Annotated in this window: 15 protein-coding genes; 8 read left to right on the top strand and 7 right to left on the bottom strand. The window is 63.0% G+C overall.

The annotated features are described in order from the left end of the window. Positions 1 to 9: 9 nt before the first annotated feature. A complete protein-coding gene (locus J3P89_RS13310) occupies positions 10 to 1,029 on the bottom strand; it encodes a GlxA family transcriptional regulator (protein ID WP_434651776.1) in 1,020 nt (339 codons plus the stop codon). Between the two features lie 209 nt (positions 1,030 to 1,238). Between J3P89_RS13310 and J3P89_RS13305 the strand changes: the two genes are divergently transcribed. The 5 genes from J3P89_RS13305 (at position 1,239) to J3P89_RS13285 (ending at position 7,055) form a co-directional block, all read left to right on the top strand. Next, a complete protein-coding gene (locus J3P89_RS13305) occupies positions 1,239 to 2,240 on the top strand; it encodes an ABC transporter substrate-binding protein (protein ID WP_434697831.1) in 1,002 nt (333 codons plus the stop codon). 98 nt (positions 2,241 to 2,338) lie between these two features. After that, positions 2,339 to 3,310, top strand: a complete 972-nt coding sequence (locus J3P89_RS13300; protein ID WP_434604814.1) for a helix-turn-helix domain-containing protein — start codon at positions 2,339 to 2,341, stop codon at positions 3,308 to 3,310. A 71-nt stretch (positions 3,311 to 3,381) separates the two neighbouring features. After that, positions 3,382 to 4,314, top strand: a complete 933-nt coding sequence (locus J3P89_RS13295; RefSeq protein ID WP_434697830.1) for a SphA family protein — start codon at positions 3,382 to 3,384, stop codon at positions 4,312 to 4,314. 9 nt (positions 4,315 to 4,323) lie between these two features. Then, positions 4,324 to 5,574, top strand: coding sequence for an MFS transporter (locus J3P89_RS13290; protein WP_434697829.1), 1,251 nt, complete (start codon positions 4,324 to 4,326; stop codon positions 5,572 to 5,574). Between the two features lie 17 nt (positions 5,575 to 5,591). After that, entirely contained in the window at positions 5,592 to 7,055 is a 1,464-nt protein-coding gene (locus tag J3P89_RS13285; protein WP_434697828.1) for an amidase, read from the top strand. A gap of 152 nt (positions 7,056 to 7,207) precedes the next feature. Here J3P89_RS13285 and J3P89_RS13280 read toward each other — a convergent pair whose 3' ends face one another. Both J3P89_RS13280 and J3P89_RS13275 read right to left on the bottom strand, forming a co-directional pair. Then, on the bottom strand, positions 7,208 to 8,695 hold the full coding sequence (locus tag J3P89_RS13280; RefSeq protein ID WP_434697827.1) for an aldehyde dehydrogenase family protein: 1,488 nt from the start codon (positions 8,693 to 8,695) through the stop codon (positions 7,208 to 7,210). A 117-nt stretch (positions 8,696 to 8,812) separates the two neighbouring features. Then, on the bottom strand, positions 8,813 to 10,141 hold the full coding sequence (locus J3P89_RS13275) for an alginate export family protein (protein ID WP_434697826.1): 1,329 nt from the start codon (positions 10,139 to 10,141) through the stop codon (positions 8,813 to 8,815). Positions 10,142 to 10,433: 292 nt separating this feature from the next. On the opposite strand from J3P89_RS13275, the gene J3P89_RS13270 reads away from it, so the two are divergent. The 3 genes from J3P89_RS13270 to feaR all read left to right on the top strand — a co-directional run bounded on the left by J3P89_RS13270 (position 10,434) and on the right by feaR (position 13,582). Further along, the gene (locus J3P89_RS13270) at positions 10,434 to 11,933 is read left to right on the top strand and encodes an APC family permease (RefSeq protein WP_434697825.1); all 1,500 of its coding nucleotides are present in this window, start codon (positions 10,434 to 10,436) and stop codon (positions 11,931 to 11,933) included. Continuing rightward, the gene (locus J3P89_RS13265; RefSeq protein ID WP_434697824.1) at positions 11,878 to 12,498 is read left to right on the top strand and encodes a DUF3156 family protein; all 621 of its coding nucleotides are present in this window, start codon (positions 11,878 to 11,880) and stop codon (positions 12,496 to 12,498) included. Before J3P89_RS13270 ends, J3P89_RS13265 begins: the two co-directional genes overlap by 56 nt. A gap of 121 nt (positions 12,499 to 12,619) precedes the next feature. Beyond that, a complete protein-coding gene (gene feaR / locus J3P89_RS13260; RefSeq protein WP_434697823.1) occupies positions 12,620 to 13,582 on the top strand; it encodes a transcriptional regulator FeaR in 963 nt (320 codons plus the stop codon). Positions 13,583 to 13,867: 285 nt separating this feature from the next. Here feaR and J3P89_RS13255 read toward each other — a convergent pair whose 3' ends face one another. The 4 genes from J3P89_RS13255 to J3P89_RS13240 form a co-directional block, all read right to left on the bottom strand. After that, positions 13,868 to 14,635: an SDR family oxidoreductase gene (locus J3P89_RS13255; RefSeq protein ID WP_434697822.1), complete on the bottom strand. Its 768-nt coding sequence runs from the start codon at positions 14,633 to 14,635 to the stop codon at positions 13,868 to 13,870. After that, positions 14,628 to 15,428: an SDR family NAD(P)-dependent oxidoreductase gene (locus tag J3P89_RS13250; RefSeq protein ID WP_434697821.1), complete on the bottom strand. Its 801-nt coding sequence runs from the start codon at positions 15,426 to 15,428 to the stop codon at positions 14,628 to 14,630. The genes J3P89_RS13255 and J3P89_RS13250 overlap by 8 nt, the downstream gene beginning before the upstream one ends. Then, positions 15,421 to 16,242 (bottom strand): molybdenum cofactor biosynthesis F family protein, encoded by an 822-nt coding sequence (locus J3P89_RS13245; protein WP_434697820.1) that lies wholly within the window; start codon positions 16,240 to 16,242, stop codon positions 15,421 to 15,423. The genes J3P89_RS13250 and J3P89_RS13245 overlap by 8 nt, the downstream gene beginning before the upstream one ends. A gap of 242 nt (positions 16,243 to 16,484) precedes the next feature. Beyond that, complete coding sequence (locus J3P89_RS13240) at positions 16,485 to 17,141, bottom strand: response regulator transcription factor (RefSeq protein ID WP_434697819.1); 657 nt, start codon at positions 17,139 to 17,141, stop codon at positions 16,485 to 16,487. Between the last annotated feature and the right edge of the window lie 40 nt (positions 17,142 to 17,181).

Here is a 17,181-nt window from a genome sequence, read left to right as displayed (position 1 = left end):
GGTTCAAGCTCAGCGGGAGAACCGGTTGCGATAGTCCCGTGGCGAAATCGAGAGATGGCGTTGGAAGGTGTAGCGCATCCGTTCTTCGTCGCCGAAGCCGCACGAACGGGCAATCTGATCGATGTTGCGCTCGGAGTCCTCCAGCAGTCGTCTGGCCGCTTCGAGCCGGAACATCTCGACGGCCTTGGCCGGGGTGCGTCCGGTCTGGCGCTTGTAGACCCGGGCGAAGTTGCGCGGGCTCATGCGCGCTTGCCGGGCCAGGCGCTCGATGCTCAGGTCGGCCTCATCCAGGTGCTCGGCGAGCCAGGCGTGCAGTTCATCGAACCCGGCGCTGTCCTGGGTCTGTGCCAGCAGCAACTGGCTGAACTGCGCCTGCCCACCGGGGCGCTTGAGAAACACCACCAGTTCCCGGGCCACTTGCAGCGCGACATCGCGACCACAATCGGCTTCCACCAAGGCCAGGGCCATGTCGATGCCGGCGCTGACGCCCGCCGAGGTCCAGACGCTGTCCTGCTGGATAAAAATCGCGTCGAGGTCCACTTCGATCAAGGGGAAGCCACTCTTGAGCATTTCGCACATGGCCCAATGCGTGGCGGCGCGGCGGCCGTCGAGCAAGCCGGCCTGGGCCATGAGGAAGGTCCCGCTGCACACCGAAGCGGTGCGGCGGGCCTTGGTCGAGGCCGCGCGCAGCCAGTCCACCAGCTCGACGCAGTCGATCATCGCCTGACGGATGTTCGGCGCGCCAGGCACGATCAGCGTGTCGATGACGGCGTTGTCGAACTCACCCAGGGCGCAGGTTTGCACGACCAGCCCTTCGGCGGTCTGCATCAGACCGCCTTCAAGGCTGGCGGTGTGCATCCGGTAGCCGGGCAGGCCACGTTCGGTCATGGCTTTGGTGGCCGCCCAGAACACCGTCTGGGCGCCGGTCAGGTCGAGCAGGCCCATCTGCGGATAGGCGAGGAACACCAGCGCGCGCGGTTGGGATACGGACTCGGCGGCAATGCGGATGTCACAGGTCATCTCGTTCATGGTCGCGCGGCTCGTTTCAAGAATGGGCGGGATCGGAGGGGGCAGCGGCTGCGCCTCGGTGTCCCTGGGTGATTAATCCTCCGCCTGGACAATGTCAAGTCGGCCGCGTTGAATCTTCAGGTGCTATCGTTATGCGATACAGGTATTTAAATTTTATTTTTTATAGCTTTAAAGTCGGCGCCTGAATTTATCCATAAGAGGCCACGGCCATGGCGTTCAAGCGTCCCGTATTTTTTCTTTCCCTGGCGGCGAGCCTGCTGATCGGGCCGCTGGCCCATGCCGAAGGCAAGATCAGCATCGCCCAGCAATTCGGCATCGGTTATCTGATCCTGGACGTCGTGCGTGACCAGCAGCTCATCGAGAAACATGGCAAGGCCCAGGGCCTGGATATCAAGGTGGACTGGAACAGCATCTCCGGCGCCACCGCCATGAACGAAGCGTTGCTGACCGGCGCCCTCGACGTGGTGTCGGCCGGGGTGCCGCCGATGCTGACGATCTGGGATCGGACCCGGGGCAAGCAGAACGTCAAGGCCATTGCTTCGCTGGGCTCGATGCCCAACTACCTGTTGACCAACAACCCCGGGATCAAGACGCTCAAGGACTTCACCGACAAGGACCGGATCGCGGTCCCGGCGGCGGGTGTCGGCTTCCAGTCGCGCACATTGCAGATCGAGACGGCCAAGGTGTTCGGCGATGAGCACTACAAGAAATTCGACGACATCTCGGTCAGCCTCCCGCACCCGGACGCCACGGCCGCGTTGATCGCGGGCAAGTCGGAAATCAATTCGCACTTTTCCAGCCCGCCGTTCCAGTACCAGGCGTTGCAGAACCCCAACGTGCACAAAGTCCTCAGCTCCTATGACGTGCTCGGCGGGCCGGCCACGTTCAACGTGCTCTACACCACGGAGAAATTCCACGACGAAAACCCGAAGACCTACAAGGCGTTCTACGCCGCGCTGGTCGAAGCCCAGAACATCATCAAGGCCGACAAACCTGCCGCCGCCCAGACGTATATCCGGGTAGAGCAATCCAAGCTGCCATTGCCCCTGGTGGAGAAGATCGTCAGCGACCCGGAAATCGATTTCACCGTGGTCCCGCAACGCACCTATATCTACGCCGACAAACTGCATGAGCTGGGTGTGTTGAAGAACAAGGCCGACAGCTGGAAGGACTACTTCTTTGAAGAAGCCCACGGCGACGCAGGTAGCTGACTAGCCGTTTTCGGCACAATCGAGCGAGTCACCCGGGAGACGGAATGGAACTTGCCTGATCTTCGATCCATACCCTGGAATCAGCGAAGGTCGGGTGAATGAACGACGACATGGCGGATGGGTTGCCGACGCGGCCGATCAACCGGTTCCGCACCGGCGACATCGACGAGCACGCGCGGAACATGGGCGGCTGGCAGGTGAGCTACGACCAACTGACGCCAGGACGCTTCGAAGGCGAGTTGATCGAGTTCCGTGCGGATTGGATGCAACTGGTGCGCGACCGCTCTAATCAGGCCATGACCAAGCGCGGCATGGCGTGGGAGGGCGCGATTACCTTCAGCGTACCGTTGCGCGCTGACGGGCCGGTGTTCTGCTGCGGGCACCCGATTGTCGAGCCGAGCCTGATGGTCGCCCATGGCCGCAACCTGCCCGACCTGCGCACACCCCAGCACTTGGACCTGCTCGGCGTCGCCGTCAAGGAGCAGGCCCTGGAGCACCTGCTGGAGCGCCAGGGCAGCGACTTTCGAATTACCGATCTTCCCAAGTGTTACCGTCTCGGCGATTCGACCTTGCCCGCTGAGCTGGCGGCGCTCTTCGACGAACTCGAAGGGGGCGGCCAGGGGCATGAGTCATTGTTGGGCTTCGAGTCGATCCGCCGTGGCCTGCGCGATACGGTGATGCTGCACCTGCTGGAGCTGGTGGCGCCCGACCAGGCGCCGCCGCTGACCCCGACGGCCCGCAAGCGCATGGTCGACCGGGCCCGGGAATATGCCCTGGCCCATGTCGACGAGCCGCTGTCGATCCTCGACCTGTGCAACCACATTGGCGCCAGCCGGCGTAAATTGCAGTACTGTTTCCAGGAAACCCTGGGCATCAACCCGGTGGCCTATTTAAGGGCGCTGCGCCTCAATGCCGTGCGCCGGGAGCTGCGCGCTGGCGACCAGGCCAGGGGCGTGCAGGAGGTGGCGGCACGCTGGGGCTTCTGGCACCTGAGCCGTTTCTCCAGCGACTATCGGACCCTGTTCGGCGAAACCCCTTCACAAACCCTGCGGCGCACGCATCTGTGCTGAAAACGGATAACGGCTGGCGGACCGGCTCCCTAGGATGACCCCATCACCACATGGTTGGGATGGGGCATTCGATGAATCAGAATAAAAAGAAAAACCTGCGGCGTTTTGCGTGGCTCACCCTGGGGCTTTTCGGCGCCTGCGCCGTGGCCAACGCTACCGAGAACGGTGCGCCGACCACTGCGTTTGGCGTCTACGACTTCGGTGCCGGCATGATGCCGCCGGCCACGCCCTTCGGGACGGTCGGGCTGCGTACTGCGTTCTATTCGGCCAATGTGCAGAAAGACCGTCATGGTCGCTCGGTGGACAACAACCTGTCCCTCGATGTGCTGTCGATCGGCGTCGCCTACATGCACATGACCGATTACACCGTGCTCGGCGCCAAGTACGGCTATGGCGCGGTAGTACCGTTCTTCCAGATGGACGCCTCGGTAAGGGTGCAGACGCCGGTCGGTCCGCTGAATCTCGAAGCCGATCCGTTTCGCATGGCCGACATCCAGGTATTGCCCGTCATCCTGCAATGGACGTTGTCGCCAAACCTGTTCGTCAACGCGCAATTCCAGATCCAGACCCCGACGGGCGATTACGACGAGGACCGGCTGATCTCGCCGGGCCTGAACCACTGGACGTTCTCGCCGATCCTCAACGCGACCTATATCTCAGACACCGGCTTCGAGGTGTCCTCCAGCTTCGAAGTCGATGTGAACACTCGCAACCCTGCCACCGACTACAAAAGCGGCGTCGAGTATCGCCATGAATTCGCCGTCGGCCAGCATGTCGGCCCCTGGACGCTGGGTGTGGGCGGCTACTACTACCGCCAGTTCACCGACGACGATGCTCCGGGGCTGGAGTCGGGCAATCGCGCCCGGGTGCTCGCGGTCGGGCCGGCGGTGAGTTATTTCAAGCCCGGCGTGCCGCCGATCTGGCTGCACGTCTACAAGGAATTCGACGCGCGAAACCGCGCCGAGGGCTACACCACGGCCCTGCGCATTTCTCACAGTTTCTAGGGGGACGTCATGAACTCATCAAATTCCATTTCAACGGCGTCGCCGCGTCAGGCAGTTGGCCGGCGTGAAGGGTTGGTGCTGATGCTCGGCAGCAGCCTGACCATCATGGGCTCGGTAATGGTCACGCCGATTCTTCCCAAGCTGGCCGCCGAGTTCGGCCCCGTCGAGCCTCGCGCCGATTTGTTGGTACCGCTGGCAATCACCGGGCCGGCCCTGGCGATTGCCCTCTGCGCGCCGTTGGCCGGCTGGTTGGCCGACCGGGTAGGGCGCAAGGCGTTGTTGGTGATCGCCACCTTGCTCTACGCGGTGCTCGGCGCGTTGCCGGCGCTGCTCGACAACTTGCCGGCGATTGTCAGCGCGCGCTTGCTGTTTGGCTGCGCGGAGGCGGCGGTGATGACCTGCTGCGCGACTTTGATTGCCGACTATTGGCATGGCGAGGAACGCTTGCGCTACGTCAACCGCCAAGTGGTGACCATCGGCCTGGTGGGGGCGCTGTTTTTTGTCGTCGGTGGAGCGCTTGGAGAGCACTCGTGGCGCTCGCCGTTCCTTCTTTACCTGCTGCCGTTGTTGTTGGTGCCGGCCATGATGAAAGTCTTGTGGGAACCGCCGGTGAGCAAGCTGCAAACGGCCGAGCGCCTCGATGAGTCGGCACCGACCAAGGTCGCGGTGCCGCAACTGCTGGTTGGCTATCTGATGATTGTTTGCGGCATGGTCCTGACCATTGTCATGCCGATCCAGGCGCCGACGTTGCTGGTCAGCCTTGGCGTGACCTCCAGCACCCTGATCGGCCTGGCGGCAGGGTTGAGCCTGTTGGCAACCCTCGTCGGCTCGTTGACCTGGCCGTTGCTGCGCCGCCGCTTCGGCATCGCCGGTTGCAACGCCCTGTTGCTGGCGTTGATGGGGCTTGGGCTGTGCCTGCTGGTTCGAGCGCAAAGCTACAACGCGGTGCTGCTGGCCGTATTCGTCCAGGGGCTGGGTGCCGGGCTGCTGGTGCCGAACGTAATGGCGCCGGTAATGAACGCCTTGACCGCCAGCACCCGCGGGCGGGGCCTGGGCGGCTTCACCTCGTTTCTCTATTTCGGCCAGTTCATCAGCCCGTTGGTGGTGGCTGCCGTCGGTGTATTTACCGGGGACCTTCGTCAATCGATCCAATGGCTGGCCTTCGCCAGTCTTGCGGCGGCGCTGCTATGGGTGGCCGTCGGTTTGCGCACGCGTGGCCACGGCCGGGCGAACGTCGCCGGATCACGTCAATCGTCATGAAACAAGGAGTCTGAACCATGAGTCTGCAAGACATACATCAATTGATGGACACCCAAGACGCCGTTGCACTGGCCGAGTGGGTCAGGCGTGGCGAGGTCCAGCCCGGCGAACTGCTGGAGGCGGGCATCGAACGTCTGGAACAGGTCGAGCCACAGCTCAATGCCGTGGCGGAACGGCTGTACGAGTCGGCGCGGGAGGCGGCGTGTGGACCGCAAGTTCGGCAGGGACTGTTGGCGGGCGTTCCAACCTTGATCAAGGATTTGTTTTCGCCGGTCCAGGGGGCAGCGATGACCAACGGCTCCCGTTCGCTGGGGACGTGCCGCGCAGACTTCGAATCGGAAGTGGTGACACGCCTGAGACAGGCCGGATGCGTGATGATGGGCACCAGCACTTCGCCTGAGTTTGGCACGTCCTATTCCACCGAATCGACACGTTTTGGCGCCACGCGAAACCCTTGGAACACCGAGCGCAGCGCGGGCGGCTCCAGCGGTGGCGCGGCGGCGCTGGTGGCGGCCCGGGTGGTGCCGTTCGCCCATGGCAACGATGGCGGCGGTTCGTTGCGGGTGCCGGCGTCCTGCTGTGGGGTGTTCGGCTTCAAGCCCAGCCGCGGCCTGATGCCGTCAGGTCCGATAATGGGCGAGGGCTGGGCAGGAATGGGCACGCCCCACGTTATCACCTTGTCGGTGCGTGACAGCGCCGCGCTGCTGGACGCCACCGCCGGAATCGACTTGGGAGCGCCGTATGCCGCACCGGTCCAGGTCCAGCCTTATGTGACGGCGCTGCTGCGTGATCCGAAGCCGTTGCGTATTGCCTTGGTCGAACAGCTCGGCCCCTGGGCAACCTCCCAGCAAAGCGTGCAGGCGGTGAACGAGGCCGCCAGGTTGTGTGAAGCCTTGGGCCACCGCGTCGAACCGGTGAAACTGCCGGTGGTGCTGCCTGATTTTTATGATCAGGTTTTCACCATCATTGGCGCAAGCACGCGCCGTTACGTCGACCTGCTGGGCCAGATGCGTGGGTCTGCGGTGCAGGCGGAGGAACTGGAAGTGCGCACCCGGATCATCCTGCGGGACAAAGGCAATGTCAGCGGCGCCCAGTACGTCGGCGCGGTGGAATGGATTCATGCGCTGGGCCGCCAGTTGGCGGTGTTCATGCAGGATTACGACGTGATCCTTTCTCCGGTCCTGACCCGCGAACCGGTGATGATTGGCGAGCTCAATGTCGAGGACGTCTGCATGAGCCTTGAAGCGCTCATCGAGCGATTCCACAGCTACTCGCCGTTCACGGCGCTGTTCAACGCCAGCGGGCAACCGGCGATGTCGGTACCGTTGTCCTGGAGCGCAAACGGCCTGCCGCTGGGCGCGCATTTTGCCGGGCGGTTCGGCGAAGAAAGCACCTTGCTGGCCCTGGCCGCCCAACTGGAACGCGCCCAGCCGTGGCGCGGGCGTGTACCGCCGGTCAATGCTCACCGGATAAAAACCTGACGCAAAATCTACCGTGGCGAGGGAGCTTGCTCCCGCTGGACTGCGCAGCAGGCCCAAGCTTGCGGTCGCTACGCAACCGAGCGGGAGCAAGCTCCCTCGCCACGGGTATATGCGTCTGGTGGGCGCCGGATTCTATCCGGTGCCCAACATACTCAATACCGAATCATCACCGACTTCAGCTCGGTGTAGTCATCGATGAACGCGCTGCCGAACTCCCTGCCGATACCCGAAGACTTGCTCCCGCCGAATGGCACGGCGGGGTCGAGCAGGGTGTGCATGTTCACCCAGACGGTGCCGGCTTCAATGGCGGGCACCATGCGCAGGGCCTTGCCCAGGTCGTTGGTCCAAAGGCTGGCGCTCAGCCCGTAGGGCGAGTCGTTCATCAGGTCGAGCAGTTCCTCCTCGGTGTCGTAGGGCAGGAAGGTAGCGATCGGGCCGAAGGTTTCTTCATTGAGCAGCGCATCATCTCGATGATTGGCGAGGATGATGGTCGGCTCGACATAGCAGCCAGGCCTGTCGATCAGCTTGCCGCCGTGAACAATCGTGTTGTTCTGTGCCCGCGCCCTGGCGAAATACTCGCCGAGTTTCTGCTGATGCTGACGGTTGGTCACCGGACCGAATTGCGTGGCTTCATCCAGCGGCGAGCCGATGCTGAGCTGACTCAGGCGTTCGGCGAGCTTGCGCATGATCGGTTCGATCTGCGAGCGGTGGACAAAGAACCGCTCGGCCGCCGCGCAAATCTGCCCGGAGTGCAGGAAACCTGCCTCGATGATGCCATTGACCGCCACCTCGGGGTCCACATCTGGCAGGAATCCCGCAGCGTTTTTGCCACCCAGTTCCAGTGTCGCCCGGGTCAGTCCGGCGCCTATCGCCGCCTGGCCCACGGCGATGCCGGTAGGCACCGAGCCGGTGAACGACACCTTGTTGGTGCCTGGATGCTCGATCAAGCCCTTGCCCACCAGACCGCTACCCGTCACCACGTTCAACGCGCCTGCCGGCAGGCCCGCTTCCATGGCCAGTTCAGCGATGCGCAGGATAGTCAGCGGAGTGAACTCGCTGGGCTTGATGATAATGCTGCAACCGGTCACCAACGCCGAGGCGAGTTTCCAGATGGCGATCATCGTCGAAAAATTCCACGGCACGATGCCGACCACCACGCCCACCGGTTCGCGCAGGGTGAACGCCGTGTAGCGTTCGCCGGCGAAGGAGGGCAGCGACGGGGTGATGGTCTGGCCGCTGATCTTGGTCGCCCAGCCGGCGTAGTAACGCAAGAAGTGCGCAGCCTGGTCGACTTCGAAGGCTCGGGAGATATGGATGATCTTGCCGGATTGGCAGGTTTCGATCTGTGCCAGCTCCTCGCGGTGTTGCTCCATCAGGTCCGCCAGTTTCAGCAATACATGCCCGCGGACCGCCGGGGCAGCCTGAGACCATTGCTTGAAACCGCGCCGGGACGACTCGACCGCCGCATCGATATCGCCAGGACCGGCGTCGCAGACCTGGGCGATGACCTGGCCCGTGGCCGGGTTGATCACGTCCAGGGTCTGTCGGCTCTGGCTTTCGACATAAGCACCGTCGATGAACAGCGCGTGGTGCCGGCCAAGGAAGGCTTGGACCTCAGGCAGCAGGGCAATATCGCTCATGGGAAGTTCCTGTTCGCAGGCAAGGGAAAGCCCCGAGACTAACCCTTGGGAGGCCGGGCGGGCTTGACCGTGGCTGCCGCGTCGCATGTCTGTGGCTGCCAATCCCGGGGCTGACGCTCAGAACGGAACCGCCACCACTAACTGGCTGTACACATTGGTGCCGTTGCCGCCCACCTGGTTGCCTCCGTTGCTGGCGTCTTTCTCTGGCTTGTACAGGCCCAGCAGCGGCGTGATGATCAGGTGCTCATTGGCTACCCACTCGACGTACAGGTCCAGCTCACGACCGTCGAGATTCAGCGCTTGAGCGGTGTGCAAGGTCTTGTAGTCGAAAAACAATGCGCCGATCGTCACGGTCTCGGTTGGCTTGAGCTTGAGGCCGACGTGCTGGATGGCCGTGTTGCTGTTGAACGGGCCGGCGTAATTGCCCGCCACTTCGCCTTGGAACCAGGTGCCATAACCTCGGTTCGTGCCGGTGAACATCGAGTCCCAGTTTTTCGAATAACGGCTGTAGCGATAGGTCAGGTCGGGGCTCCAGGGTAGCTCGGCGAAGGTATAACCGGCTTCGGTGTACCAGGCTTTCTGAGGACCGGCGTCCTTGTCTTGCCAGGCGTATTCGAAGGAGAAGTGCGCATTTTCGATACCGGCATCGCCCGCGCCGCGCAGGCTGTAGATGTCCATGCCGTCGCGTTGTTTCTGGAAGTCACTGGCGTAGTGCTCATCTACATCGATGCCGTGGATGTAGGTCAGCCCGAGGGTGCCGGGTGCTGCGGTGTATTCCAGGGTGCCGGCGGCCATCTCGGTGTTGGCCTGGGCGCGATTGTCGGACTTGAACCACAACAGATTCCCGTGAACGCCGTCCTTGCCGCCCAGGCGCAGCACGGCGGTCTTGTCGAAGGCGTGCCGGGCGGCGAGGTAATAGGCGCCGCCGCGATTGAGTTCGCCATCGGCCACGCCCTTGCCGACGTTCAGGCCGTCGTCGTTGATGATGAAACCGTCGCCAAGGGTAATCACCTGGCGACCGAAGGACAGGTCGACGCCATCCTTGCCCAACAGCGGGAACAGATCGCCGGAGCGCCAACCGGCGAAGGCCTCATCGAATTTCGTGGTGCGTTCTGAGCCGTCGCTCAGGCCCGCCGCATCGCCATCGCCCCAGGTGCCGGAGCTGACCAGGTTGGCGGTCCCGTAGAGGTTCCCGCGGCCGTCGAGTGTCTGCTCGATACTCAGGCCATACTTGATGAAACCTTCGCGCCAGCTCGAACCGCCGGCGCTGCCGTCGTAGTTATTGCGGCTGTTGAACAGACCGTAGACCGCGAGGAAGTTGCCGGTGACGGTGGTGTCATCGTCGGCATAAAGCTCGAAGGCCTGGGCCGATGAGCCTGCCGCCAGCAGGGCGATACCCAGGCCGATGGCCTGGCGTGGCAGGCGTGATTGACGAGTGTGCTCCATGGTGTTTTCCCCAGTGCGATAGGACAGCGGAGCGCGCATTAGGGAGAGCCTGGGCTGCGAAGTCTTTCACCAGCCTGCCAAGGTATTGATCCTGGCCGCCAGGGCTGTGGCAGTGGCAGGCAGCTACAAGACCGGCGGCAGGCATGGGCAAGACGCTCGGGGCGAGGGCGGCGCACAGTGATCCTGCACGCAACGCCGTTTTAATCAGGGACTGGCTGGGGAAGGCTTGAACGCCAGTGCCCGGACGGCGGTAGCACCCATACTAAAAGTCCGTTTTTCGAGGATCCGCACCATGTCGATCAATGACAGGCTCACCGAGCATCTGAACCGGGGTACGGTGGGTTTTCCCACTGCGTTGGCCAGCACCATTGGCCTGATCATGGCCAGCCCGGTCATCCTGACCGCCACCATGGGGTTCGGCATCGGTGGCAGCGCCTTCGCCATGGCGATGCTGATCGCGGTGGTGATGATGCTGGCCCAGGCAACGACGTTCGCCGAAGCCGCATCGATCTTGCCGACCACCGGCTCGGTCTACGATTACATCAACTGCGGCATGGGGCGCTTCTTCGCGATTACCGGCACTTTGTCGGCGTACCTGATCGTCCATGTCTTTGCCGGAACGGCGGAAACCATCCTGGCCGGGGTCATGGCCCTGGTGAATTTCGAACACCTCAATACCCTGGTCGAATCGGCCGGTGGTTCCTGGCTGCTGGGCGTGGGTTTCGTGGTGGTGTTTGGTGTACTCAACGCATTCGGCGTCAGTGCTTTCGGCCGGGCCGAAATCATCCTGACCTTCGGCATGTGGACGACCCTGATGGTGTTCGGCGTGTTGGGGCTGATCGCCGCGCCGGCGGTAGAACTCGAGGGCTGGTTCGGCGCGTCCGTGGTCGGAACCGACCTGGTCACGGTGCTGTCGCTGGTGGGCATGGCAATGTTCATGTTCGTCGGATGCGAATTCGTCACGCCACTGGCGCCGGACCTGCGCCAGTCGGCCAGGACCATGCCGAGGGCAATGATGCTGGGCCTGTTCAGCGTCGCGGCCTGCATGTTCATCTATGGCGCAGCGATGAAGCGCCAGGTGGAAAACGTGCTGCTCGATGCCGCCAGCGGGGTTCACCTGCTGGACACGCCCATGGCGATTCCGCGCTTCGCCGAGCAGGTCATGGGCGACATCGGGCCGATGTGGCTGGGGATCGGCTTCTTGTTTGCCGGCGCCGCGACCATCAATACGCTGATGGCCGGGGTGCCGCGCATTCTCTACGGCATGGCGGTGGATGGCGCGCTGCCCAAGGTCTTCACCTACCTGCATCCCCGTTTCAAGACGCCGTTGCTGTGCATCCTGGTGGCGATGCTGATCCCTTGCCTGCATGCGCTGTGGCTCGGCGGTAACACCGATAACATCATGCATCTGGTACTGGCGGCGGTGTGCGCCTGGAGTTTTGCCTATCTGCTGGTGACGATTTCGGTGATCAGCCTGCGCGTCCGCCGTCCCGATTTGCCCCGGGCCTACCGCTCGCCGTTTTTCCCGCTGCCACAGATCCTGTCCAGCGTCGGCATCGTCCTGGGCATGTGGTTCATCACGCCGCCGGGCATGAGTCCGGCGGACATTTATGTGCCTTTCGCCGTGATGCTTGGCGGTACCGCGGCCTACGCCCTGTTCTGGACCCTGGTGGTGCAGAAGGTCAATCCATTCAAGCCGGCGACCGTCGAAGACGTGCTGGCCAAGGAGTTTTCCCATGAGCCAGGGCAACCTGTCGGCGAGTTTATCGAGCCTGCTGCAAAAGCTGTCTGAGCTGTTCAGTGCCCGTCGCGCCCCGGCCGGTTATCGACCTGGGGTAACGCTGGAGCACTTGCGACGCAACCTTGCACTGGCGCGGTTTGAGGTGTCGATGGCGGGGGCGGCGACGGTGGTCACCGACGATGGCGGCCTTCAACTGGAGATCGTCGAACGCACCGAGTCGCAGTTGTTGATGCATGTGGTAACAACCGAGTTCGTGTTCCACGTGCCTGCGTCGAGAGAGGGCAATGCGCGCCTGCAATTGCACCATGGCGGAGCCATTCGGCGCAGCGGCATTCGTTGCCGCCAGTTGAAGGGAGGTGACGCGTTGTCGGTCCGGCTGCGGACGGCCATCGAAGGTGATCGTGCGCTTTACGCCGCCCTGATGCCGCTGGACTTCAAGCGCCTGGACATCGAGCTGCAAGGCCGGCAATGGTCTGTGCGACTGGAGCATGTGGGCGGCAGCGAGGTGGTCAACCGGATGCCCGCGTTCCGCCGCTACATCGCGCTGAGCCCGTTGCAGCGCGATGCCTTGTTCGCAACGCTGGGTGGGCTGCGGAGGGTACTCTTGACGTTCTGAGTTTTCGTTTTGCCTGGCATCATTCCTGCTACTGCTCTGGCGATCAGGTACTTGTTGCGTGCATTTAGATAACATGTTAACTATTGCCGCACAAAAACAATAAGCCATTGTGGAGAGCGCCATGAGCATGCAACAGGCTGGGCAAGGCGGGCTGGACACCTGGAATCGGGACCTGCGCGCGACATGCGGCCATTTCGAGACGGAGCTGGCCTTCAATCGCGCGCTGTTCATTGGCGAAGTGTCGACCTTTCAGCGCGGCGGCCTCTCGCTCGCCAACCTGCGCACCAATGCCGTTTCCATCAGGCGCCAGCTATGCAAACCGGATCACGATGATGACCAGGACTGTTTCCTGGTCAGCCAGCGCAGCGGTTATTCGCGTATCACCCAAAATGGCACGAGCATCCAGCTGGCTCCCGGCGAGCTGTTGCTGATGGATTCGGTGGGTTCCCTTGAAATCAGCCCGTTCGGCCTGATCGAGCATGCCGTGTTGTCGTTATCTCGGCGCGACGTCGCCAGACGACTGGGCGGCGACAGCAAGACCTTCGGCAAGATTTCTTCAAGCAAGGCTTGCGGAAGAATGCTGCACGTATTGGTGGACCAGCTCTGCAAGGACACCCCGGACGGCGAAAGCAGCGCCGGGGAGGGCGAAGCCCTGCAAAACGCCTTTGTCTCGCTGTTGGGATCGGCGCTGGAGCATCAAACCGACCTGTGCGGCGACAGCGTCGGGTTGCAAGGCAGTCATCTGCGCAGCTACGTACAGAAAGTCATTGATGAATGCCTGACCCAACCCGGTCTCAGCCCGGTCGGCCTGGCCAACCGCTTGAACATCTCGGTGCGACACCTGTACCGCTTGTTCGAAGAGCAGGATGACAGCGTGTGCCGCTACATCCAGCGCGCCCGCCTCAAGCGCAGCGCCGATGACCTGGCCAATCCTTTCTTGCGGGACGAGTCGATCACCTCGATTGCCTACAAATGGGGCTTCACCGATTCGGCGCACTTCAGCCGTTCGTTCAAGAAACAATTCGAACAGTCGCCCAAGGCGTTCCGCTCCAGCCAGTTGCAGCAGGCGCAGGGGGTGGCCTGACCCATCGCCTTCGCGAGCAGGCTCACTCCCACAGATGACCGGGTTGACTCCGGATCTGGTGATCAGCACAAAACAGTGTGGGAGCGAGCCTGCTCGCGAAGGCGGAGTCACAGTCGATGAAGATGCTGGATGTGCCGACCCCTTCGCGAGCAAGCTCCCACAGGTGACCGGGTTGACTCCGGATCAGGTGATCAACACAAAACAGCGTGGGAGCGAGCCTGCTCGCGAAGGCGGCGGTTAATTCAGCAACGATGCCAGCTGACCCACCGCTATCGCGAACAGGGCTCAAACCTCAGGCAACGTCGAGCCGCCATCGACGATCAGGGTCTGGCCGGTAATGTAGGCGGCCAGGTCCGAGGCCAGGAACAGCATGGCTCCGGCGATGTCCGACGGTTTGCCGAGTCGCCCCAGCGGTACTCGGCGGGCGATGTCGTGGTTGACTTGGGCGTCCCCCAGGTTGGCCATGGCTGGTGTTGCGATCATCCCCGGCTCGACACCATTGACGCGGATATTCTCCGTCGCCAGCTCCAACGCCGCATTGCGGATGAAGCCGTTGACCCCGGCCTTGGACGCCGCATAGTGGCTGAGGCCCGGGTAGGCTACGCGCGGGCCGGTCACCGAAGAGGTCACCAGCACGCAGCCCTGACCCTGGCGACGGAACATCGGCAGTGCGGCCTGGGTCAGCCAGAACAACGCTGACAGATTCACCGCCAGCGTTCGCTCCAGCACCGCTGGCGTGATTTCGGCGAAGGGCGTCAGGGGGAAATAGCCGGCGTTGTGCACCAGCACATCCAGCCTGCCGGTGCGTTGTCCCAGCTCGGCGATCATTTGCGTAATGGCCGTGGCGTCGGCCAGGTCGACGCCCATGGCTTCCACCGGGTAACCGCTGGCGCGCAGGTCGCTGGCTACAGCCTCGGCCCCCGCCAGGTCCAGGTCGGCAATGACCACTCGCGCCCCACGCCAGGCAAACCCTTCAACGATGGCCCGGCCGATGCCTTGCGAGCCGCCGGTTACCAGCACCGTCTTGCCGGAGAAATCCAGGTCATCAGGCATTTGCTTGCTCCATTCGGCTGAAGGCCAGCGTCGGCACATCGACGATGCTGGATCCGCCATCGGCCACCAGCGTCGCGCCGGTGATGATCGAAGCATCCGGCGAGGCCAGGAAACGACAAACCCGGGCGATTTCCTCGGCGCTGGCGGGCCTGCCCAATGGCACATCGGCGCAGACCCGGGCATAGGCCTGTTGCAGATTCTCACCGTGAAGCTGCATCAAGGCCTGCATCTCTTCATCGGCCATCGGCGTGCGTACCCAACCAGGGCAAACCGCGTTGACGCGCACACCGCGTGGTCCGTAGTCCCGCGCCAGCGAGCGATTGAGGCCGAGCAGCGCATGTTTGGCGGTGGTGTAGCCGCAGACCTGCGGTCCGGCTGCCAGGGAGGCGATGGAGGCGACGAACACGATATTGCCGGCACTCTCCATCAGCAGCGGCAGGCAGGCACGAGCGCTGTAAAAGGCGCTGTCCAGGTTGCTGCGTAGCGCCGCTTCCCACGCCGACGGGCTGGTGTCGGTGGCGCTGCCCTGGCCCAGCCCGCCGGCGCAAGCCAGCAGCACGTCAAGTCGGCCAAAGCGTTGGCGTATCTGTGCGACGAAACCGTCCCACGTCGCCGGGCACGCCGCGTCGCCCACCAATACCAGGCCGCCGATTTCCTCTGACAGTTGCTCCAGCGGCTCGCGGCGCCGGCCGATCAGCACCAGGTTGGCGCCCTCGGCGGCGTACAGGCGGGCGCAAGCGGCACCGATGCCGGTGCCGGCACCCGTGATCACCACAGTGCTTGGCTCAGGCATCGGGGTACTCCGTCTGGTTGAGCACCTGGCAATAGGAGCTGACCGGGAAGTTCGAGAACTCGTCGAAGGATGCGCCGGCGTAACCGAAAATCTTGCCGTCGCTACGGTGCTGCTGCAGGTCGATCAGCACCAGGCCCAGGGTCGGGATGATTTTCTCCCGCCAGACGAACAGGTACAGCTGATCGGCAATCTTGTAGGTGTCGCAGCGGTCGGTGTCGCACAGGCCTTGTTCAACGCCCTTGAGGCACTGCCAGGAATAAAACCGCTGGTTGAGGTAGATGTGTTCGTAGACTTCACTCGGGCTGTAGCGATACAGGTTGCGCAGCCCCACCAGTTCGCTCGTCGGTACGTGAGGGCAGAGGCCCGGTTGCCATGGACGATCCAGCGTGCCGTGGAGGAACTCGACTTCCACCGAGGTCAATGGTTTGCCGGCCAATGCACGACTGTAGAGGCCTTCGCGCGTTTGCGCCTCGGCGGGCATGCGCCCGATCACGGCGGTGAACGCGGCGCTGACGGTATCGAGCACAAGGCTCACCGACCACGTCTGGCCATCTTCGCGCTTGATGAAGTCGACGAGGTACAGGCCCGGACGCACCGACGTGGCTCGATACGGCGCGGTGCCGGTGGAATGCCCGTCGGCTGCTTTCCAGCTCAGCGCGTCCTGTTCGAAGCGATGTTCGATCTGCCAGCCATTGGCAAAGTGCAGGGCAAAGGTCTTGCCGTCCAGGTCGGCGAGGTTCGGCAGGATGAAGGCTTCGGGGGCAAAGCCATCGGCCAGGGCGCCGACGGTGATCCAGTCTGAAGAAGTACTCATTGCAAGGCTCCGGTGGTTGAATGTGCCATTCGGATCATGGCGCCTGGCAGAGCGTCGGCCTATCAACCAAAGGGTTGAGCAAAGCTCTTGTGGCGAGGGAGCTTGCTCCCGCTGGGCCGCGTAGCGGTCCTGAAATCGGTTATCGCGATTTTTCAAATAGACCGAGTCGCCTTTTCTGGGGCCGCTGCGCAGCCCAGCGGGAGCAAGCTCCCTCGCCACGGGGCGGTGCCACAGGCTCGGTGTTACAGGAAAAGGCTGCTGACCAGCTCGGTACGATTGCTCACGCCGGTCTTGCGGAACAGGTTGATCAGGTGGGTCTTGACTGTCGGCAGGCCGATGCCGAGTGCTCGGGCCAGTTGTTTGTTACTGGCGCCCTCGCGCAGCAACAGCGCAATCTGCCGCTCCTTGGGCGTTAGCTGGCTGAGACCGTCGTCCGCGCTGGGCAACTGGGCCACCGCCAGGTGCAGCAACGTTTGCAGCGCGCTGAGCTGGCTCAATTGCTGGCCGGTGAACGCGCCTTGTTCGGCGGTGCGCAGCATTGAAATCGCCGCTTGCGGCTGGCCGGCGCGGTGGACGAACACTTCCACGACATCCACCACGCCATAGCGCTGCAGGAAACGCTGGTAGCAATGATTGTCGCGGACCGGTTGGCGGGCCATGGCCAGGCTCAGCGGGACGACGCTCGGACTGGAGAGACAGTTTCGCGGGCGCAGCGGATCGAACGCGCAGTAATGGTCGAGATAGTCCTGGTGCATCTCGCCACTCATGCCGTGCAAGCTGAAGTCGTAGGCCTGCAAATGCCGGTCTACGCGATAGAACGCCGCCCGGCTGGCGGGAATGAGTTGCGTGAAGGCGTTCAGGCAATGACTTGCGATGTCTTGTGCAGCGATGACATTCATTTTCCAGACTCCGCCAGGAGGCTGCCGACGGGGGCCGGCA

It is taken from the genome of Pseudomonas sp. Z1-14 (assembly GCF_051132005.1).
In the GTDB taxonomy this organism is placed as follows: Bacteria; Pseudomonadota; Gammaproteobacteria; order Pseudomonadales; family Pseudomonadaceae; genus Aquipseudomonas.
The sequence above is the reverse complement of the archived record's forward strand: the minus strand, read 5'-3'. Positions and strand labels throughout refer to the sequence as shown.